General features: G+C 43.4%; 17 protein-coding genes, 1 tRNA gene and 4 pseudogenes. 15 read left to right on the top strand and 7 right to left on the bottom strand.

Translation table 11 applies throughout. The features are described 5' to 3' along the window. Positions 1-16 precede the first annotated feature (16 nt). Positions 17-558 (top strand): annotated as a pseudogene (locus tag DFR47_RS17745) (IS6 family transposase). A gap of 34 nt (positions 559-592) precedes the next feature. On the opposite strand, the gene DFR47_RS17740 reads toward DFR47_RS17745, so the two are convergent. Both DFR47_RS17740 and DFR47_RS17735 read right to left on the bottom strand, forming a co-directional pair. Next, entirely contained in the window at positions 593-811 is a 219-nt protein-coding gene (locus tag DFR47_RS17740) for a siderophore-interacting protein (protein WP_245416631.1), read from the bottom strand. Continuing rightward, on the bottom strand, positions 769-1,245 hold the full coding sequence (locus tag DFR47_RS17735) for a DUF2218 domain-containing protein (RefSeq protein ID WP_170137544.1): 477 nt from the start codon (positions 1,243-1,245) through the stop codon (positions 769-771). Before DFR47_RS17735 ends, DFR47_RS17740 begins: the two co-directional genes overlap by 43 nt. 1,276 nt (positions 1,246-2,521) lie before the next feature. Between DFR47_RS17735 and DFR47_RS17730 the strand changes: the two genes are divergently transcribed. The 6 genes from DFR47_RS17730 to DFR47_RS17705 all read left to right on the top strand — a co-directional run bounded on the left by DFR47_RS17730 (position 2,522) and on the right by DFR47_RS17705 (position 8,658). After that, entirely contained in the window at positions 2,522-3,172 is a 651-nt protein-coding gene (locus tag DFR47_RS17730; RefSeq protein WP_113945830.1) for a TetR/AcrR family transcriptional regulator, read from the top strand. Positions 3,173-3,203: 31 nt separating this feature from the next. Then, the gene (locus DFR47_RS17725; RefSeq protein ID WP_113945828.1) at positions 3,204-4,235 is read left to right on the top strand and encodes an ABC transporter substrate-binding protein; all 1,032 of its coding nucleotides are present in this window, start codon (positions 3,204-3,206) and stop codon (positions 4,233-4,235) included. Positions 4,236-4,313: 78 nt separating this feature from the next. Then, entirely contained in the window at positions 4,314-5,492 is a 1,179-nt protein-coding gene (locus DFR47_RS17720) for an ABC transporter permease (RefSeq protein ID WP_147245619.1), read from the top strand. A 1-nt stretch (position 5,493) separates the two neighbouring features. Continuing rightward, on the top strand, positions 5,494-6,273 hold the full coding sequence (locus DFR47_RS17715) for an ABC transporter permease (protein ID WP_113945824.1): 780 nt from the start codon (positions 5,494-5,496) through the stop codon (positions 6,271-6,273). A gap of 19 nt (positions 6,274-6,292) precedes the next feature. Continuing rightward, on the top strand, positions 6,293-7,351 hold the full coding sequence (locus DFR47_RS17710; protein WP_113945822.1) for an ABC transporter ATP-binding protein: 1,059 nt from the start codon (positions 6,293-6,295) through the stop codon (positions 7,349-7,351). Between the two features lie 71 nt (positions 7,352-7,422). Next, the gene (locus tag DFR47_RS17705) at positions 7,423-8,658 is read left to right on the top strand and encodes a D-amino acid dehydrogenase (protein WP_113945820.1); all 1,236 of its coding nucleotides are present in this window, start codon (positions 7,423-7,425) and stop codon (positions 8,656-8,658) included. A gap of 1,207 nt (positions 8,659-9,865) precedes the next feature. Here DFR47_RS17705 and DFR47_RS22370 read toward each other — a convergent pair. Beyond that, positions 9,866-10,275: pseudogene (locus tag DFR47_RS22370) on the bottom strand (hypothetical protein). 599 nt (positions 10,276-10,874) lie between these two features. On the opposite strand from DFR47_RS22370, the gene gstA reads away from it, so the two are divergent. Continuing rightward, on the top strand, positions 10,875-11,492 hold the full coding sequence (gene gstA / locus DFR47_RS17700; protein ID WP_113945818.1) for a glutathione transferase GstA: 618 nt from the start codon (positions 10,875-10,877) through the stop codon (positions 11,490-11,492). Between the two features lie 22 nt (positions 11,493-11,514). Here the strand turns inward: gstA and DFR47_RS17695 are convergent, their stop codons facing one another. Together DFR47_RS17695 and DFR47_RS22010 are read right to left on the bottom strand one after the other, a co-directional pair. After that, positions 11,515-12,432, bottom strand: coding sequence for a LysR family transcriptional regulator (locus DFR47_RS17695; protein ID WP_170137543.1), 918 nt, complete (start codon positions 12,430-12,432; stop codon positions 11,515-11,517). Between the two features lie 48 nt (positions 12,433-12,480). Continuing rightward, positions 12,481-12,753 carry a hypothetical protein gene (locus tag DFR47_RS22010; protein WP_147245617.1) on the bottom strand — a complete coding sequence of 91 codons (273 nt, stop codon included), beginning with the start codon at positions 12,751-12,753 and terminating at the stop codon, positions 12,481-12,483. 89 nt (positions 12,754-12,842) lie between these two features. On the opposite strand from DFR47_RS22010, the gene DFR47_RS17690 reads away from it, so the two are divergent. From DFR47_RS17690 to DFR47_RS17680, 3 genes are all read left to right on the top strand, one after another. Continuing rightward, the gene (locus DFR47_RS17690) at positions 12,843-13,160 is read left to right on the top strand and encodes a DMT family transporter (protein WP_113945815.1); all 318 of its coding nucleotides are present in this window, start codon (positions 12,843-12,845) and stop codon (positions 13,158-13,160) included. A 41-nt stretch (positions 13,161-13,201) separates the two neighbouring features. Continuing rightward, positions 13,202-14,191 (top strand): pyruvate dehydrogenase (acetyl-transferring) E1 component subunit alpha, encoded by a 990-nt coding sequence (gene pdhA / locus DFR47_RS17685; protein WP_113945813.1) that lies wholly within the window; start codon positions 13,202-13,204, stop codon positions 14,189-14,191. A gap of 194 nt (positions 14,192-14,385) precedes the next feature. Beyond that, the gene (locus DFR47_RS17680; protein ID WP_210207337.1) at positions 14,386-14,808 is read left to right on the top strand and encodes a DoxX family protein; all 423 of its coding nucleotides are present in this window, start codon (positions 14,386-14,388) and stop codon (positions 14,806-14,808) included. Between the two features lie 35 nt (positions 14,809-14,843). On the opposite strand, the pseudogene DFR47_RS22135 reads toward DFR47_RS17680, so the two are convergent. Continuing rightward, positions 14,844-14,993, bottom strand: a pseudogene (locus DFR47_RS22135) (IS6 family transposase); the annotation flags it as partial. A 258-nt stretch (positions 14,994-15,251) separates the two neighbouring features. Here DFR47_RS22135 and DFR47_RS17670 point away from each other — a divergent pair. From DFR47_RS17670 to DFR47_RS17655, 4 genes and pseudogenes are all read left to right on the top strand, one after another. Continuing rightward, positions 15,252-15,887: a tRNA-dependent cyclodipeptide synthase gene (locus tag DFR47_RS17670; protein ID WP_170137542.1), complete on the top strand. Its 636-nt coding sequence runs from the start codon at positions 15,252-15,254 to the stop codon at positions 15,885-15,887. A 38-nt stretch (positions 15,888-15,925) separates the two neighbouring features. Continuing rightward, a complete protein-coding gene (locus DFR47_RS17665) occupies positions 15,926-17,107 on the top strand; it encodes a cytochrome P450 (protein WP_113945809.1) in 1,182 nt (393 codons plus the stop codon). Position 17,108: 1 nt separating this feature from the next. Beyond that, positions 17,109-18,077 (top strand): MFS transporter, encoded by a 969-nt coding sequence (locus DFR47_RS17660; RefSeq protein WP_170137541.1) that lies wholly within the window; start codon positions 17,109-17,111, stop codon positions 18,075-18,077. 528 nt (positions 18,078-18,605) lie between these two features. Beyond that, positions 18,606-19,206: pseudogene (locus DFR47_RS17655) on the top strand (IS6 family transposase). Between the two features lie 14 nt (positions 19,207-19,220). Here DFR47_RS17655 and DFR47_RS17650 read toward each other — a convergent pair. Then, positions 19,221-19,297, bottom strand: a tRNA-Met gene (locus DFR47_RS17650). Positions 19,298-19,400: the final 103 nt, after the last annotated feature.

The raw sequence follows: 19,400 nt of genomic DNA, 5'->3' as shown, positions 1-19,400 counted from the left end.
TCGCAAAAGTGTCATCATGTATGCATATCCGATATTCAATTTCTTACCGTGCCCTTCAGGAAATTTTGGCTGAACGCAGCGTATACGTCGATCATGCTGTCTTAAACCGATGAGTTGTTCGTTACTCACCTCAGATTGCGGCGCAGGTTCAGATACGTATATGTCATACGGCCAGTTCTTGGCGGGTCAATGAGACCTACATCAAGGTCAAAGGCAAATGGATCTATTTATATCGGGCGATTGATCGTGACGGACAAACACTTGACTTCAATTTATCGAAACTCTGTATCTGGCTGCCAGCAGGCTGTTAACACGATCCTGAAGCTCACCGGAACGGCGACATCATTGAAATCCGGCAGACCAGGCTCCTCAACAATATACTTGAGCAGCATCAGCGTTTTATCAAACGGATCACCAAACCGATGACGGGCTTTAAAGCATTTAATTCCGCATCAGCTACCATTGCTGATATCGAGATGGCTCATATGCCCCTTAAAAAACCAGTTCACCAATGATAAGCACTCGCTAGTCCAAGTCTTCACTGAGCTCGCAGCATAATTGTGTGCAGCGTTAAGCCACCCTTTATATCAAATTAAATTTTGCAACAAAATCTAGTCAGCTCCCGCACCGCGACGCCAATATGAAACAACCAGATGTTCATGTTTTTTAAGCCCGCACTCTGTGCGTAAATTACTGCGGATTGTGCGGAAAGTATCAAACTCGCCCCCGCCCGGACATAAACAGATGAACCATCATCCGCCACTTCAATCACAGCAATACCGCGCGCTGTTTCCGGTAAATGTTCCAACATTCGACCAATTGCGGGCAGAGCTGTTTCATTAAGCGTGCGATATTATCCGCTTTGAATGCAATCCGACGCATATGCGGCGTTATATTCTGGCAGCTCACAACCTCTAAAATCTGAAAATTCGGTGGGCGAACAATGGTTTCACCATCACCGGTCCATTCAAATAGCGGAATTTTATGTTCAGAAAACTCCAGAATATGTGATCTCAGCGCCATACGGGTAAAATATATGCCCTCAAGGGGTTTGGATCTGACATCAATCAGCACCTCATTTCCCTCACAGGTCAAATCTGCCTGCGTGTCCAGAAATCGTAAAACCCGCTTTTCACCACGCATTTCCACTTCTGCATCATGTTCAATCATATGCGCGCACACCTGCGTCAAAACATGATCGGAATTCAACAGCTCAATACGGGTTTGTGCGATAAATTCCTTCATCATCCCCTCCTGTCATAATGCAGATAGATCAAGGGTAAGCGCCTGTAATGGTCGCATGACCGCAACGGCTGTATCTTCAACTTCTTGAACCGATTTATGTCACGGCTTTGGTGTAGCACGAACAGGTGCTCATTGAATGCGCACCTTGCATAGTCCCCCCAAGGCCTGAGGTCGGTCATGTCATCATAAAAAGTCTCGTTCGCATCTCGCGCATTAATATCTCTGGGAGACGATGCCTCCTCTGACGTGAGTTAAGATTTCTGGTCAAGAAGTTATCAAACGGTTAGTCCGCCAAACGCTACACACAGCCTTCGCATTGCTCGAGATCGTCCGAGAGGATGAGAAAATATCCCAATGGTCGTGCACCTACTCCATCCAAATGCTTGGATACAAAACGCCCGCAGAGATCTTCTGACAAAAATTTATAACTAACTGTCGCCATTATCCGTAAAGTCAGATTATAAAAGCCGTCCTCAGCATCAACTCGCTCAGCAATACAGAGATATGACACATGAGTATGTTTAAAATTGACGCTAAGTCATAAAATGAAATTTTTATTCGCCTGAGATGAATGCTTTATACTTTTGCAGAGCTTTAACGCGTCCTTCAATAACTACGCGCGACATGCAGAAGAATATAAAACCGGCCCCCTACACCCAGTCACCATTCGCAAAAATAAACAGATAAAACCTTTGAATTTATTACACAATCTCTGTTCAGCAAGAAGATCTTTTTAGCTTGGTCAGGTGTCTCAGAGTAAATTCGTTTCCATACAATACTCAACTTTTCATCTTCACGTTTCAGCCACTCGGCACTACGTTGCCTCATACTGTATTCGTTCCGCCAGACACGTTTATCAATCGGTAATGGCCTTGCATCGGCAAGTACCTAGTACGTCGACATCATGGAAAATAAAATGGCCAGAATTTTATAGATTACCGATATAGATAGTCTTTCTTAGCTACCTATTTCAGCGCAAAAATGAAGCATTTTATTAAAAAACACACCAGATAATATAACATATAAAGCACAAACAAACATGCGCGGAAAGAGCCCGCAGACACACGTCTTGAAGTCTGAAATAAGCGGTTTTTGACGAAAACATCACGAGCCCCCCTTTCCGACTAGCCAATATGACCTCCGATTTAATCTTAAATTTCTTATATTGACAGATTTACGATTATACGTTTTATAAATGTGAACACTGTGTCACATTTTAATTTTACATAAATGACAAACAAAAAAATGGCTGACGCAACACCTTCAGGGAACATAAATGTCTAGGCGCGAAAATACAGAAAGAGCAATTTTACAGGCTGTAGGTGAGCAAATTTGCGAAACCGGTATGTCCGGTGTCGGTATCAATTCTGTAGCTAAACGCGCAGGTGTAAGCCGTGAATTAATCTATCGCTACTTTGGCGGTATGCCCGAACTCATGCTGGCATGGATGAAGGAGCAGGATTTTTGGACGCAGAAAACTGAACTTCTTAAGAAAGACGAAACCAGTCAAAAGACACCGTCAGAACTTATTTTAGCAATGCTGCATGACCAGATGGATGCTCTGACAAATAATGCCGCATTATGCGAAGTGCGGCGTTGGGAGCTGATTGAACGAAATGAAGTCAGCGCTCAGCTCGCAACCAGACGTGAAGGAGCGGCACGTTCATTTATCAATCGTGTCGATGGCCTGACAAAAGAAGCTGATATTCCCGCCGTTGTTTCCGTAATGCTTGCAGGCATTTTGTATCTCAATCTGCGCGCAAAAACGGAAGAATGCTTTCTGGGGATACCTCTAAGAGAAAAAGCAGGACAGCAGCGCATCACAGATGCCCTGAACTTCCTGGTTAAAGCCTTACCAAAAGAACTTACAACTCAATCATTAGAAGCGTTGGAGGAAGCACGTACTTCTCTTGATAACACGGAATAAAGATGCAAAAACAACAACAAAGGGGTGGAACATGCGTTATCTCAAACTAGCTCTCTTGGCTACTTGTACAATTATGGCAGCTAATATTGCCAATGCACGTGATTTTACCATTGCCGGTTATGGTGGTAAATTTCAGGATGCTGCACGCACAGCTTATTTCGAACCATTTACAAAAACCAAAGGCATTAAATATCAGGAAGCAATCTATTTAGGCGGCTTAGCTGAACTCAAAACTATGGCCGATACCGGCAATGTTAAGTGGGATCTGGTCATTACAGAAGGCCCTACCCTTCAGATGGGCTGCGATGAAGGTCTCTTCGAGGTCATTGAGTGGGATAAAGTAGCTCATAAAGATGATCTAATGGAGGCTGCCGTACAGACCTGTGGCGCAGGTAATGTGGTCATCGGTAATGGTTTCGCTTATAATTCCGATGTCTTCTCTGATGCCCCTAAAGACTGGAAAGATTTCTTTGACCGTGAGAAATATCCAGGTAAGCGCGGCATGAAAAACCAGCCAATGCTGAATTTAGAATATGCTTTGATGGCAGACGGCGTGCCGGTTGATAAAGTCTATGACGTTCTGAATACACCTGAGGGTGTTGATCGTGCTTTTGCTAAAATGGATACGATTAAAGACCTATTGCAATATTGGGAGTCAGGTTCTCAGCCTGTTGAGTGGATGGCAGCAGGCAATGTTGCACTGAGCACGGCTCATAATGGGCGTATTATTATGGCCAATCAGGAGGGGAAACCACTTAATTTCGTCTGGAAAAACCACATTTACAATATAGATGTCTGGGCAATCCCTGCTAATTCGCCGAATAAAGAACTGGCTCTGGAGTTCCTGAGCACTGTTAATACGCCTCAAAATCAGGCTGTGTTTTCCAAAGTTCTTCCATATGGCCCTACCAATATGAAAGCTGCAGCATTTATGGAGCCTGGCGTGGCTGAGTCCGTACCAGTCGGAAATAATATTGCTGAAGCTTTATTTCTCAATGATGCATTCTGGATTGATCACGGCGAAGAACTTATGGAACGCTGGAATAACTGGTCATCCCGTTAATCTTACTTCATCTGCTTGAAATACCCCCGTCCTGCAAATGACGGGGGTGACAGTTGCTTATGTGACGGGGGGAAGCCTGTGACAAAATTCTCTAAAAACCATTTACAAAAACATCTAGCGGCATTCTTGCTGTTATTGGTTCCATGTGCGATCTATTTGTTTGTCTACTTGCTTCCGCTTGGCAGTATTATGTCATTGAGCGTTGATAATAGTGAGATGAGCAATCGTTTTACCCATTTTAATGCATATGTTGGCAGCGTTGATCAGAATGAGAAAGCGGCAGCTTTAATACAAGACATCGGCGCAATGAGTGTACGCGAGCAAGGTGAAATGGCGCGTATGCTTAATCAAGAAATCAGTGGTTTTCGAAGCCTGTTTCTAAACACAGCAAAAAATGTTGAGAGAATAGAAAAAAATTACACTGCTCTGACAGCATTTGATAAAAGATGGGCTGAGGATAAGTATTGGGACGTTTTGGAAAGCAATACCAGCCCCTATACAATGCGTCATTTGGCAAAAGCTATAGGTGTATCCTATGATGTCAGCGGCCATCTCACCGTAAAGCCCGGCGAAGATATTTATCTGCGAATTATGTTACGCACGCTGATGATCTCTTTGCAGGTGACAATATTGACATTGTTAATCGGCTATCCCCTTGCTTATGTTGTAGCAAATGGCAGTGCCCGCCTTGGTAGTTTCGTAATGATGGTGGTGCTGCTGAGTTTTTGGACCTCTATCCTTGTTCGGACAGTGGCTTGGGTCATCCTTTTGCAGACTAGTGGCTTGATTAATAACCTATTCATATCACTAGGTTTTATCGCAGAACCAATTCAGTTGATCTTCAATCGCTTTGGCGCAATTGTTGCTATGACACATGTGTTGCTGCCATTTGCAATCATACCGATGATCAATGTTATGCGTACCATTCCGCCTGCACAGAAAGATGCGTCCCGCAGTTTGGGAGCCGGCGTGGCAGAGACATTCATACGTGTATATTTTCCACAGAGTTTGCGCGGTGTCACTTTAGGAGGCGGTACCGTTTTTATTTTGGCTTTAGGGTTCTATGTAACGCCAGCACTGACAGGTGGGCCTAATGACCAGATGCTCTCTTTCTATATTGCAGAATTTATCAAGAAACACCTCAATTGGGGTATGGCTGCGGCCCTGTCCATGCTTCTTTTATTCAGTGTAATCCTTCTTCTGTCGATCTATGCCGCACTTCGTTATGCAATGACACGAAAGAGGAGCACACTCTGATATGTCCCGTTTTATTTATTGGATCAGCCTGACAATCAGTATAGCTTTTCTTGCGCTGCCTCTTTTACTTGTCCTGCCTTTAGCTTTTAATGACAGCTCATTCCTGACATATCCGATGGAAGGTTTTACCTTCGACTGGTTTTACCATGTGTATCAGGAAGCGATTTGGAGCAAAGCCCTGTTGAATAGCCTGGTCGTTGCTCTAGGGGCGATGATTGTAGCTACATTAATCGGCGGAATGGCAGCGATCGGAGTTTTGCTTACCGGTCGTCTGGCGCAAGTTATTCTGACAGCACTATTCGTCTCACCACTCGTACTACCAAGTATTGTTATAGGTGTTGCATTCGCCTATTCTTTTGGTCGAATGATGATTGCAGGAAGCTATACATCAATCATACTTGCACATGCAATTCTTGGCGCTCCGCTCGTTTTCTTGTCAGTTATGACATCGCTAAAACTGTTAAATCCGGATCTGGACAGAGCGGCCGCCTCACTTGGTGCAAGTCGTACACATCGATTTTGGCGAATTACTTTACCTCTCACAGCCCCGGGCTTTATTGCCGGTGCGATTTTTGCATTCATAACCTCATTTGATGAGGTCGTTGTTGCACTCTTTTTGGTGTCGCCGGATACAACAACATTGCCAATCGCATTGTTTGCCAGTCTGCGCGATCGTCTTCAACCAACCATTGTGGTTGTGGCACTGCTCTTATCAATTGTGAGCTTCTTGTTCCTGTTGTTCCTCAACTGGGCACAAAAAAATTCAAAAACGGCTAAGTAATCGTCGTCGGGAAAAGACTATGTCATTTATTGAAATCAAAAACGTCAACAAATTCTACGGAAATGCACAAGCTTTATTTGATGTTTCCATCAATATTGAAAAGGGTGCTTTTGTAACATTACTTGGCCCATCAGGATCCGGAAAAACAACACTTTTGAAATTGCTCGCAGGTTTTGAACCTCTGGCCTCAGGTGCCATTATGATGAATGGCAGCGATGTGTCCGGGGTGCCAACCGAAAAACGAAATTTCGGCGTTGTATTTCAAGGCTATGCGTTATTCCCGCATATGTCCGTTTTTGATAATATTGCTTATCCGCTACGTGTCAGACGTATGGGGCGTGATGAAATCAGCAAACGTGTTCATGCTATGTTAGATCTTGTTCAGCTTTCAAAGTTCGCCAAGCGAAAACCAAGCGAGCTATCAGGTGGGCAGCAACAACGTGTCGCACTTTCCCGTGCCTTGGTTTTCAATCCCGACTTACTTTTACTTGATGAGCCAATGTCAGCACTTGATAAGAAATTGCGTGTTGATCTTCAGGAAGAACTGCGGGAAATTCATAAAACACTGGGAACTACATTTATAAATGTAACCCACGATCAAGAAGAAGCGATGCATATGTCAGATTGCATTGCGGTGATGAATAACGGCCGTATTGAACAATTCGCCAGTGCATTCGACCTTTATCGTCGCCCGACAACACGCTTTGTTGCCGATTTTATCGGCAAATCAAACCTAATTGAAGGTGAAATCTCCGAAGGAAAAGATAAAAAAGGCGCTATGTTTAAATTTGACAACATAGAATTCGCCTTACCTGGCACAAAACATACCGGAAAAGTTGCATTCATTCTCCGTCCTGAAGATGCCTGCGTGAATCTTGAACCCGCAATAGATGGTCGCGTATCTTTACAGGGCACCATACATTGTTCGACGTATTCCGGAGATCGTGCACTTTATACCGTTGATCTTGAGAACAAAAAACAAGTCATCATTTACGGAACTGCCAGAACAGGAATACATGCAGACGGTACAAAAGTCTTCGTCTGTTTTAAGGCTGAGGAAAGTATCATACTTCCATAAAGCATCTGCTTTTCATGCTCGATTACGTAATAATAGACTGACGTTTCAGTCTAAATACAGGCTTGTTTAGAATGAATATTGTTGTCGTTGGTGCTGGTATTATTGGTTTAACTACAGCCTACTATTTAAGGCGAGACGGTCATCAAGTGACTGTTTTGGAGAGAAATAATAGTGTCGGTCAAGAAACCAGCTACGCAAATGGTGCGCAATTAAGCTATAATTTTGTAACACCACTTGCCGAACCTTCAGTACTGACAAAATTGCCATTTTGGCTGACAGACAAAAATGCCCCGCTGCATTTTAAAGTCCGCCCGGATATGAACCAATGGCGATGGGGCTTAAAATTTTTGAGCTTATGTCGTACTCATGTGACTCAAAAATATACATTAAGCTTACTCAAACTCGCTTTAGAAAGCCGCGAGCTCTATCACGAGTTGATGAGCAAGGAACTATTGGATTGTGATTTTTCCTCCAAAGGAAAACTGCTCATTTATAGCAATGAAGAAAGCCTGTCCGCTGCCGCCAGACAGTTACAATTCCAAGTCACCCATGGTGGTGATAAATATCAACAGCTTTCCCGTGAGGAGTGTTTGCAACTGGAACCGGCATTGATATCTAGTCAGCAAACAGTCTTTGGAGGCTTGTTTATGTCAAAAGAAGATTCAGCTGACAGTTATAAATTTTGCCAAGAAATGTACCTCCGATTAAAAAATGATGTACATTTCATGTTCAATACGGATGTAAAGAAGCTTAATGCCAGCGCTGGTAAAATAACCTCATTACAAACATCGGCAGGAGAATTGCAATTTGATGCTTATGTTGTTGCTAATGGCGTCGGAGCACAGTCCCTGCTCCAGCGACATCAGGCCAACCCTTTAGTTTATCCCCTCAAGGGATATAGCCTTACTTATACATTATCTCAGGAGAGTGAAGCGCCTCTTTGCAGTGTCAGCGACATTGCAAATAAAGTTGTTTATGCGAGACTAGGCAATCGGTTGCGTGTTGCCGGAATGGTTGATGTCGGCGACGCCTCCAAAGACCTGAATAATCACCGCATTAATTTGCTCAAAAAACAAGTTTCAAGCTTTTTTCCAAACTTAAGAGCCTCAGCTGATCCCGTTTGTTGGGCAGGATTACGCCCTGCACGCCCAAGCAGCTCTCCATTAATCAAGCAAGGATCACTGAGCAATCTTTGGCTCAACATCGGGCATGGCAGCTTAGGATTTACACTGAGCACGGGCAGCGCAAAACTGCTGGCTGATCGCATCGCAGGTCGTCAAACACAATTCTCTGACAGAGAATTTTGAGACTACCCATAGAAAACAAGTCACATTCCGGTAATATCGCAAATTTTCCACTTTTGCTGAGCTATATCACCATTGGGGCGAATAATGAGTGAGTCAACAATTGCTGGTAATGGACTTCAAAAAACCATTTCCCCAAAGTGTCATTCTTTACGCGATTTTCTTCTACGTGCGTTATTCTGTTTCTTAGCGTAATCATCAGGAAATCATGGCTAAACTTGGGGTCGACTTTCATCATGCTACATTGCCCTGGTGGGCAGCTCGCTACTCGTCATAGATTACGGCTCAGGTTCAAAGACATAAAAGCCAAGCGTCATTTCTTCGCGTGTTGACGAGACTTCTATAAATGTGAAAGGCAATGGGTCTATCTTAATCGGCTGTTGACCATAACGGTCAGACCCCGATTTCATACTATCTACGCGCAGAAATATCAGTATCGTATGTTGTCCCTTTAAAAAACCGTGGCAAGTGGTGGTGTTTCGAACAAAATGGTCAGTGATAAAAGTGGCGCCAATCTTCAAGACCGGCTGCTCTTTGGGGTAATTCTGCAAAACCTCAAGCTTACATCAGCATCATACGTTCAAATTTCGAATAACAAATCATCTCTGGCATAGGCATTGCCTGTTCCAAAGATCATGTGCGTAAAGGGATGGGAGATGCAGCTTCTGTTCTGAAACACCTGATTGCTGGCTTGTACTGCTGTTTTAAACGCGTAGAAAACGAACTACGGCCGTCCTCATGATCCGGTTGAGTGCTATGCCATCGGACAACAGATCAAACCGGCAGGCAAACTGCCAGTGAAGGGTCGGCAAGTCCTCCTCGCACTCAAACTAACGACGTTACATTCCCTTAAGCACGCTATGGTCAGTTTAACTCAAAAGATGCGGATCAAGATATTCGGCATCGAGCTTCCGAGCATTCAAAGCCCGGCGAAGCTCGACAATGTCCGACGTCAGCTCCCGGAACGTGAAGCGGTGACGTAAGGTGGCGTCGAGTATTGCAATGGCGCAAGCCGCAGTGTTCATTGTGCCGATTGGCCGGCACACCAAATTCAAACGACTCCATCTTCTTGGCGATGCCATACCCCGGATACAAGCCCGAACAGCACCACGTTACAAACAACCTAATGACAGTAATAAAAACCGCCGGAACGAATTCAAAACTGAATAAAACTCGGGGGCAACGTCACCTCTATATAACGGCTTTGAGGTTATTTATAAATCGTATTCATTTGTGATCTGATAGGCCCGCATCCTTTAGAGAGATTGATATCTTCCAGGACTTTATTACGATTACGTAAGGCGTCTATCTCTTTTTTCTCAGGAGATTTAGGATCGAGAAAAAACCATGCAGGAAAAAATACCAGCCCTGCTGCTCCAACTGCAACATTTTTTCCTTGAGAGAGAGTGCGCTCTTTAAGGGTTGCTTGTATTGAGCGTTCATTCGCTAAGAACTCACGGGAAATTCCCGCACAGTCAAAAATACGATCGGTTGGATTTGTTGCAGCGATTGGTGCGCATTTCGTCCGCCGCAGCCTGCCAGGGATATGCCAAAAAATATAAATGACAATATTTTTGTAAATTTTATATTTTTAAAAAATAAATTAAATACAATATACATTTTTACCTATGATATAAATAATTTAATAAAAAATATAAATATTTAAATGATGCAAATTATGGATAAATTTCTTATTTATAAATTAATTAGAAAATAATATTCATTTAATCCATCTTCGTCTGCGTTGTCAAATTTATTTATATTTCTTTTTTGAAATTTTGATGATCAATTTATTGTATTGATATATAATTTAAATTACCGATACATAAGCTTTGACCATGGACACAAAACGTAGACAAGCCATTGCAATATTTGCCGCAGACGAATTTTCGGAGTATTGATGACATGGTTTATGCGACATCGGACACCTGTTGCGCCCGTTCGTGGTTTTAACGACCAACATTTCACGCATGTAAACAGGCTGTCTAAATCGCTCGACTTCGATTTACAAACAAGCGCCTCGCACTTCCAGCAAGCCTGAAGAATAAAACAAAGTGTCTTCTGGAAGAAATGCCGATGGCAATATCGGCATTTCTAGCTTCGGTAAACTCTCACGTTAATACTGCGGTCTTGCAATATGAGTTTGCCACCTTCCAATTCGCGATAGTAAAACAATGCGTTATTCTGTTTCTTATACAATAAGAGGCAGGGAGTCTGGAATGAAACTCTATTATGCGCCGGGTGTCTGCTCAATGGCCGCCCACATCACTGCAACCGAGGCTGATATTGCTCTCGATCTGATCAAGGTCGATATTCGCAGCGTACCGCACCGCGTCGAAGATGGCCGAGATCTCAAGGATGTCAGTCCGAAGGGTGTCGTCCCGATCCTTGAACTCGACAATGGCCAAGTGCTGACCGAAGGTGTTGCCATCCTGATCTATCTGGCCGATCAGAAACCGGAAGCGGGATTGATGCCCCCGCAGGGTAGCTTCAACCGCTACCGGATGCACGAATGGCTGACCTTTATCAGTTCAGAATTGCACAAAACATTCAGCCCTTGGTTGTTTCATCCCGAATATGGTGAACAGGCAACCGAAGTTGCGAAGCAAAGGATTCACGAGCGTTTCCACCTGCTCGACAACTATCTGGCCAACCACAACTATCTCGTGGGCGATCGCTTCACCATTGCCGATGCATATTGCTTTACCATCGTGAACTGGTCGAAAGGCCGGGATATTGATCTGGCAGCGTGGCCCAATCTGGCACACTATCAGTCGAAAATCGCGGAGCGCAAGAGTGTACGGGACACGCTCATAGCGGAAGGTCTGATCAAATAATATCCATCCAATAGGAGCGCGATCAATCCATCTCTTCGAATGTCCCCGACAGATCGCCTTCCAGAAGCGACCGTCGTGCCAGCAATCCACCGCCGACATGATCAAAGAACGCCCGCACGCGTGCCGTGTTACGCAAATCCTTATGTGTAATTAGCCACAACTCTCTGGTCAGTTCATCAAGCGGCTCCAGAATCCGCTCGATATCGGACTCCTGGTCGCCGAGATAGCAAGGCAGAAGCGCCACCCCCAAACCGGCCTTCACCGCCATGAGCTGGTTAATGAGGCTGCTGGTACGATAGGAAAAGGCATGGGGCGATATGTTTTTCGTCAACCACTCGGATGCCGCCGCGACAGCACCGCTATCCCAACCGATGACGGCATGTCCTGAAAGGGAAGCAAGGTCGGTCGGGCTGCCATGCTCAGACAGATAGATGCTGCTGCCGTAAAAAGTCCACGGCGTCGATGCGATCTTGCGGCCGAACAGCTCGCCTTCATGTGGCCGCGTAGCACGGATCGCTATATCGGCCTCACGTCGCAGGAGATCAAGCTGCCGGTTATCAACGAGCAATTCAATCTCGATACCACCATGCTCATGACGGAAACTTGCCAGAACCTCGTTCAGGATCCGATAGGCTAGCGTCTCAGATGAGGTGACCTTGAGCTTGCCCGAAAGCCGTGTGTCCTGACCTGTAATTGATCGATCAAGCGCCAGTGCTTCAGCTTCCATCCGCTCCGCCGCCAAGACCATCTGAGCGCCGGCATCAGTGGGGACATACTGGCCGGAAGTCCGGTCGAAAAGCTGAACGGCCTTCCGCTTCTCAAGCGCGTTCAGCCACCGGAAGATCGTCGAATGGTCATGTCCCAAATCCTTCGCCGCTCCGGCCAACGAGCCGGCACGTGCAACCGCCAGAACAATTTTGAATTCATTCCAGTCGCTCACGTTCTTTCCATTCTGCAAATACATAGCACATTTTAATATTTTCTCTTGCTAATTGGAAATAGCAATAACACAAAATTCCCCGGACAGAGTAATCCGGCTTTTTACAATAGACGTAAATCCCGCCTGCCGGCGTTGCAATTCGGCAAAAAATTTTTGCCAGATTGCAAGCCTGACCAGTCCTGTGATCGTGCTGCTATGCAACTGTTTCGTCGTGACAACGATGAACGGATGACATCCTGCCCTGTCTGACGGCAGGATTGCCGATCGGAAAATCCCGCTTGCCAAAATACAGCGCGCAATTCGCGCAAGGGTTCCTATCATCGCCCCTTGTGTCAGGCCAGTGCATTTCGTGTTTGCCAGGCATGACGAAATGAACAGCTGAGAGAATGGACACAGGAGTGGAAACAACGATGGCATGGACACTTCTCATCGTCTCCGGCCTGCTGGATGTCGCGTGGGCCATATGTGTGAAGATGGCAGACGGCTACAGCCGGTTATCGTGGTCGATCTTGTCATTCATCCTACTCGCCACATTCATCTACGCGCTTGGAAAAGCACTTCAGGTGCTGCCGCTCGGCACGGCCTATGCGGTCTGGACGGGCATCGGCGCCATCGGCTCGATCGTCGTCGGCATTGTGGTCTTCCGCGAACCGGCAACCTTCGTCCGCCTCTTTTGGATCTCGGTCACGCTTAGCGGGATCGTCGGTCTCAAACTGACGAGCAGTTGAGCCTTGGTGCTCTCTGCTCATTTGAAATTAAAGGAACAACCATGGCCAAGCACAATGCTGACACCGATTTCGTCTTCAGCAAAGACGAAGAACTGAAAGCCTTCCGCGACATGCTATTGATCCGTCGCTTCGAGGAACGTTGCGGGCAGATGTATGGCGAAGGACTGATTGCAGGTTTCTGCCACCTATATATAGGACAGGAAGCTGTCGTTGTCGGAATGCAGATGACAATCGGTGAAGGTGATCAGGTCATCACTGCCTATCGCGATCACGGTCATGCACTAATGACGGGCATGGACCCGAAGGCTGTGCTGGCCGAACTCACCGGACGCATGGATGGGATATCGAAAGGTAAGGGCGGATCCATGCATATGTTCGCGCCTGAAAAAGGTTTCTTCGGCGGACATGGCATTGTCGGGGCGCAAGTCTCCATCGGAACGGGGCTCGCATTCGCCAACAAATATCGTGGCAATGATCGTGTCTGCCTGACCTATTTCGGCGACGGTGCCTCCAACCAGGGGCAGGTCTATGAAAGTTTCAACATGGCCAAGATCTGGGATCTGCCGGTTGTCTATATCATCGAGAATAACCACTATGGCATGGGCACCAGTGTTGAGCGGGCGTCGGCTAACCTGAATCTCTCGCAGCGCGGCTTATCGTTTAACATCCCCGGCGAGCAGGTCGATGCTATGGATGTACGGGCCGTACGCGCCGCCGGCCTGCGCGCCGTCGAACATGCAAGAGCAGGCAAAGGGCCATTCATCCTCGAAATGCTTACCTACCGTTATCGGGGACATTCAATGTCAGATCCGGCAAAATATCGCTCACGTGATGAAGTGCAAAAGGTCAAGAACGCGAACGATCCCATTGACCGTTCGCGCGCTCGTATTCTCGAACACGGACATGCAACCGAAGATGACCTTAAACTGATCGAAAACGAGGTCAAAGAAATTGTCGCGGAGGCAGTTACCTTCGCCAAATCTGCGCCCCTGCCCGATCCGGCACAACTTTATACGGATGTTTATGCGTGATGACGCGAAACCGGATATTTCTCTGCAAGAAGCAGTCTTAAGACTGGTCTCTGCCGTGTCGATGTCGACCTCTTAGATATCAATCAGCAGAGGCCATACGGATATCGTATGTGGCTCTAAAAGAAGAACAAAACACGAGCCGCACGCCTTAAACTGCACCACACGAAATCACTCATATTATATGGTGAAAAGTTATGTCGAGCATTGCTCACTCAATTGCGGATAGTCCGCTCATGTTCCTCTTTGTACGGATCATGATTACAACATTATTTTGGTCAGAGGTCTTTCTCGGGTTAATAAATTTCAATGCTTTTGCAGGTGCAGTACAAAGGGTTGGTCTACCCTGTCCGCGTTTTGTTGCAGCAGGAGCGATTGTTCTTCAGGGTGTTGCTTCATTTTTGATTATCACGGATTTCAATCAGTGGGGGTGGTATGGTGCAGGCGCTCTTTCTATATTCACTCTTCTCACAATTCCATTTGGTCATGCGTTTTGGAGATGCTCCGAGCCTCGACGAACACAAGAACTTCATTTCGTTCTTGAGCATATCTCCTTGGTGGGCGGACTGCTGCTTCTCATCATGATTTTCTGGATGAACTCCGGAATAACACCGGTCTAAGATATCCGTGAGAGACGTCGGCTGTCTGCTTTCCATGTCTCATAGCAAACGCACATCCCACGCTCGAGCAGCATTTCTTTAACTTCACGTAGACTCAGGTTGAACCGCAGGTAAAGCCAAACGACGTAAGCAATGATTTGCGGTGCAAAACGGTGGCGCTTGAAAATGATAACTGGTGTTTGCATCATCGAAATTTACGATCAAACCAGCACGCAGGTAACCGCAAACCGCTTAAAGTGAAAACACCTCTTTACACTATATATTGTTATTATCTGAATTAAATTTATGTGTTATATTCGTATATAATGAAATATAATAATCAACAATTTAGATTCAATATTGATTATTTGTGTTTATAATTTTGCATTTTCATTCATTTGTATTAAAGCGAGATTACAATTTTATTGTGATTTGAATTAATCGTTACTATGCGAGTAATAAAAATGAAAAAATCACACGTTTTATTTGGTATTAGCCCATTCAACTCAAAATTCAATGAATTTTATCTAACCAGAATGTTAAAATGGGGGTTTGAGAATTATGAATGTGTAGATGTATTGCATCCTTATGAAGAAGCTAAATATCTATTAATGGGATGTGGTGATGATGTTAATAAAGCTAGAAAGAAATCAAGAAAAGAGTTTTACCGTACTGAGCGAGCGGTAAATTGCTTTCTAAAAAATAATGAAAGTTCATTATATTGTGATAAAGTTTTAAAATTTTCCGATTTTTATAATATTGCTATATATGATTATTTGTATGAAAAAGTAAATTATTTATTTAACAATGACGAATTATTTTGTTCTATATGTAAAGAGCAATCATACAAAGCAATTCTCCAGAGGAAAAACGCGACATTTAGCAAAAATACAATTGATGAAGATAAATTAAATGTTGCAACAAATTATATATTAAGAGAATTGCCATTTATTATAGCACCCTCCACCTTAATAAAAACTAACGATATTATTCACGTATCATACTATTGCACTTGGCCTATAGTAGAATACATATATAGTGGCAATATTTTATTAAATCCTTACTCAAAAACAAAAATTATTATTAAAGATCATGGGTGATATATTTATTATAAAATTCTAAGAAAAAGGATCAACCTATGTTTATTGAGAAAAGTCATTTCCCCGGGATTTTATCAGATATATATAATGTAAATCCATATGTATTAATTGATAATTTAAATAAATCAGAAGACGTTATTTTTGATGAGACACTAAATTCTCATTTGGCAATTAGTTATGACGCTGTTAGGCATATTTTAAAAAATCACAATATTTATACGACCAAACCGTTAGCAGAACGGGCAGAGCCAATTATGAAAGGTAAGGTATTGGCTCAGATGGAAGGGGAAGAGCATAGAATAAAAAGGCATATTATATTACAACAATTTACTGGTAATATCCTCAAGTATTATTATAAACCAAAACTTATAGAAATATTTGATTCATTAATTATTGATTTGTCAGGTAAAGACAAATTTAATTTCATTGCAGAGTTAGGTAATAAATTTGCTATTCTTTCTACATTTGAAATAATTGGAATAGATCATTCGCAATTTGACTGGTTCCATGTAAGACTTAAAAATATTTTGAAATTCGCAATTGGTTTTAATCTATCGGAAGGCACCCAAAAATCGTCTTTGTTATCAGCGGAGGAACTTGAATCTGCTATTTTGAAATTGATAGATGAAAGAAAAATATCTCTAAAATCTGATATTATTTCATTTATATTAAAAGATAGTGAGTATAATAATATAATAAATGATAGTGATATTGTAGCGCTGACTTTAAATATATTATTAGCCGCATCTGAGCCTGTCGATAAAGTTTTGGCTAATTGTATCTATCATTTATATAGGGATAAAAATTATACCGATAAATTATTAGACGGAAGTTGTTCTCATAATCTTATAATTCAAGAATGTTTGAGGTTAACACCTCCCGTGCATCTTATACCAAGGTTAATTGAAGTTGATAGTTGTATTGGAGGAGTAAATTTTAGAGCTGGAGAACTAATATATTCTCTGATACCTTCTGCAAATAGAGACGAAAAATATTTTATTTCTCCTTCTGTTTTTGCCCCCTACAGAAGCTACAAAAGTCACCTTTCGTATGGAGCGGGGATGCATGTTTGCATCGGCGCCCAGTTTGCAAATATGCAATTAAGCATTGCGCTTGAAAAGTTAGTCCCCATCATTAACTCTTATGTAGAAGCCGAGCCACCCAAATTCGATGGCGTTTATACGCGTGGTGCAATTGAATATTATCTTAAGAGGGTTTGATATGGATCACCCTACAATTTACACCAATAGCGAGAAAAAACTTATATTTGCACTTATGCTATCCAGTATTCTACCTCTTATTGATGCAAGTATAATCAATGTTCTACTTATTAGTATATCAAAAGATATCAGCGCATCAATAACACAAATGCAGTGGGCTATCACCTCTTATATGCTGGCTTGCTCAGGAGGCATACTGCTCTCATCTGTCATAAGCAAAACTCAAGGATTAAAGAATGCATGGGTTTACGCCATGCTCATCTTTCTTTCAGGCTCAGTGCTTGTTGGGTTATCTCTCAATATGGTTTCATTGATCGCATCACGTTGTCTCCAAGGGCTTGGTGCTGGGGTGCTATTACCGCTAGGGCAGTCTGCGTTGGCGATTCAGTTTGGCAAGCAACGCTTGAAATCAGTAATGGCGTTAATTGCTATCCCTGCTGTGTTTGCACCAGCTTTGGGACCATTGCTGGGAGCTATTCTTACTGAGAGTTTAAATTGGAGACTGGCGTTTTTTATAAATGCCCCCCTAGTGATTATTTCAATGATTGTCGGAACTAAATTTTTTCCGAAAACAGAAAAAATTTCCCTGAGTGTAAATATACCATTATTCTTGTTATTTTTTTCGTCTTTAATTTTAATACCATTATCAATAAATAATATTATCTCAGTTAATGGCGAATCTTACTGCTATTTTGTATTATTATTATCTGGAATATTAATCCTTATAGTATCTATAATATTTAATAACAAATCTACCAATCATCTTTTGAATTTATCGCAATTCAAAAAAATTGAATACTCATCTTCTTTAGTTATGGGATTGCTTACGTCATTTATATTTTACAGTTTTCTAATATATTTTCCACTGATTAAGTCAATCGAAGGGGGGGTACTCAACAATATATATAGGAATACTGCTTGGCTTACAGGGCATAGGAGCATGGTTAGCGCGGAGAATTATATATTATAATTTAAAATACTATAATTCTTTTTTAGTAATATCTATAAGTATTTTTGTATCCGCATTTAGCATAATTATAATACAGAAAGAAGGAACGTTCCTTGAATGTATCGGTTTCATAATTCGTGGATCTGGTTTGGGGATAGCAACGATTTCAGTTCTAGCGGCGCCATTTGAATATTCAGAAAAGGAATATATACATGATACAAGTGCCATAACCAGAATAATACAGCAGCTTGGTGGTGTATTCGGAGGTTTGCTAGCAGGATTTTTGATTATTTATGTTACCCACAGCTACATCAATATAAATAGTTCCTATCAATTGCTATTTTATATATCCATTTTTATAGGAATTGTATCTTTACTTATGTATATTGCGTTAAACAATAGAGCGATGAATATTATGTCTTCAAACTCATCTGAGGAAGAAAAATAGCGTTATTGGGTATGTAAGCCGCTATTCCAGGCATATTAGGGTGTTTTCACTTTAAGCGGTTCGCGGTTACCTGCGTGCTGGGTTGATCGTAAATTTCGATGATGCAAATACCAGTTATCAATTTCAAGCATCACCGTTTCGCACCGCAATCATTGTTCACGCCGTTTGGCTTTACCTGCGGTTCAACCTGAGCCTGCGTGAAGTTAAAGAAATGCTGCTCGAGCGTGGGATGTACGACTATCGGGCACTGGATCGCAAAGTTTGGACCGCAGAGTGCTCGTAATCTACGACGGCGACAAGTTCGCCCCGGCGATGTTTGGTATCTGGACGAAGTCGTGGTGAAATGTGCTGAAACCAAGTTCTGGCTTTGGCGCGCAGTCGATCAACGCGGCACTGTTCTCGAAGAAATACTGCAAAAGCGGCGTGACAAGAAGGCTGCTAAGCGACTGCTTATAGCATTGATGAAGCGCAATGGCTTTGCTCCAAAACGGATCGTCAACGATAAACTGCGCTCCTATGGTGCCGCAAAGGCGAATGTAGCTCTCAGCCTCGTTCATTGGTCGTACAAAGGCCTCAATAACAGAGCTGAGAATAGCCACTTGCCGTTTGAAAGCGGGAGCGTTGCAACGGTTCGTGACCATGTATCAGACTCGACATCACACACTTAACTTAACAAACACCCTTTTATGTAATCATATGTAATTTTTTTGTGATTTTGGTTGCGGGGGCAGGATTTGAACCTGCGGCCTTCAGGTTATGAGCCTGACGAGCTACCGGGCTGCTCCACCCCGCGTCAAGTATTGTCGAGCCTTGCTGCCCGGGAGCGAAGTCAGGCGTAGCCTGATGAGGTGAGGCCGTATAGAAATCGATTGATTATCGATTTCAGGCCGAACGGG

Source organism: Pseudochrobactrum asaccharolyticum (assembly GCF_003314995.1).
In the GTDB taxonomy this organism is placed as follows: Bacteria; Pseudomonadota; Alphaproteobacteria; order Rhizobiales; family Rhizobiaceae; genus Pseudochrobactrum; species Pseudochrobactrum asaccharolyticum.
This window is presented reverse-complemented; position numbering and strand designations above follow the sequence as displayed.

Excerpts from the sequence above, each read along its gene's own strand:
- DFR47_RS22010 (WP_147245617.1), bottom strand. The coding sequence starts at position 12,753 with ATGATAGGAACCCTTGCGCGAATTGCGCGCTGTATTTTGGCAAGCGGG.
- DFR47_RS17690 (WP_113945815.1), top strand. The coding sequence starts at position 12,843 with ATGGCATGGACACTTCTCATCGTCTCCGGCCTGCTGGATGTCGCGTGG.
- DFR47_RS17660 (WP_170137541.1), top strand. The coding sequence starts at position 17,109 with ATGGATCACCCTACAATTTACACCAATAGCGAGAAAAAACTTATATTT.
- DFR47_RS17665 (WP_113945809.1), top strand. The coding sequence starts at position 15,926 with ATGTTTATTGAGAAAAGTCATTTCCCCGGGATTTTATCAGATATATAT.
- DFR47_RS17735 (WP_170137544.1), bottom strand. The coding sequence starts at position 1,245 with ATGAAGGAATTTATCGCACAAACCCGTATTGAGCTGTTGAATTCCGAT.
- DFR47_RS17705 (WP_113945820.1), top strand. The coding sequence starts at position 7,423 with ATGAATATTGTTGTCGTTGGTGCTGGTATTATTGGTTTAACTACAGCC.
- DFR47_RS17740 (WP_245416631.1), bottom strand. The coding sequence starts at position 811 with ATGTTGGAACATTTACCGGAAACAGCGCGCGGTATTGCTGTGATTGAA.
- pdhA (WP_113945813.1), top strand. The coding sequence starts at position 13,202 with ATGGCCAAGCACAATGCTGACACCGATTTCGTCTTCAGCAAAGACGAA.
- DFR47_RS17730 (WP_113945830.1), top strand. The coding sequence starts at position 2,522 with ATGTCTAGGCGCGAAAATACAGAAAGAGCAATTTTACAGGCTGTAGGT.
- DFR47_RS17670 (WP_170137542.1), top strand. The coding sequence starts at position 15,252 with ATGAAAAAATCACACGTTTTATTTGGTATTAGCCCATTCAACTCAAAA.
- gstA (WP_113945818.1), top strand. The coding sequence starts at position 10,875 with ATGAAACTCTATTATGCGCCGGGTGTCTGCTCAATGGCCGCCCACATC.
- DFR47_RS17725 (WP_113945828.1), top strand. The coding sequence starts at position 3,204 with ATGCGTTATCTCAAACTAGCTCTCTTGGCTACTTGTACAATTATGGCA.
- DFR47_RS17680 (WP_210207337.1), top strand. The coding sequence starts at position 14,386 with ATGTCGAGCATTGCTCACTCAATTGCGGATAGTCCGCTCATGTTCCTC.
- DFR47_RS17710 (WP_113945822.1), top strand. The coding sequence starts at position 6,293 with ATGTCATTTATTGAAATCAAAAACGTCAACAAATTCTACGGAAATGCA.
- DFR47_RS17715 (WP_113945824.1), top strand. The coding sequence starts at position 5,494 with ATGTCCCGTTTTATTTATTGGATCAGCCTGACAATCAGTATAGCTTTT.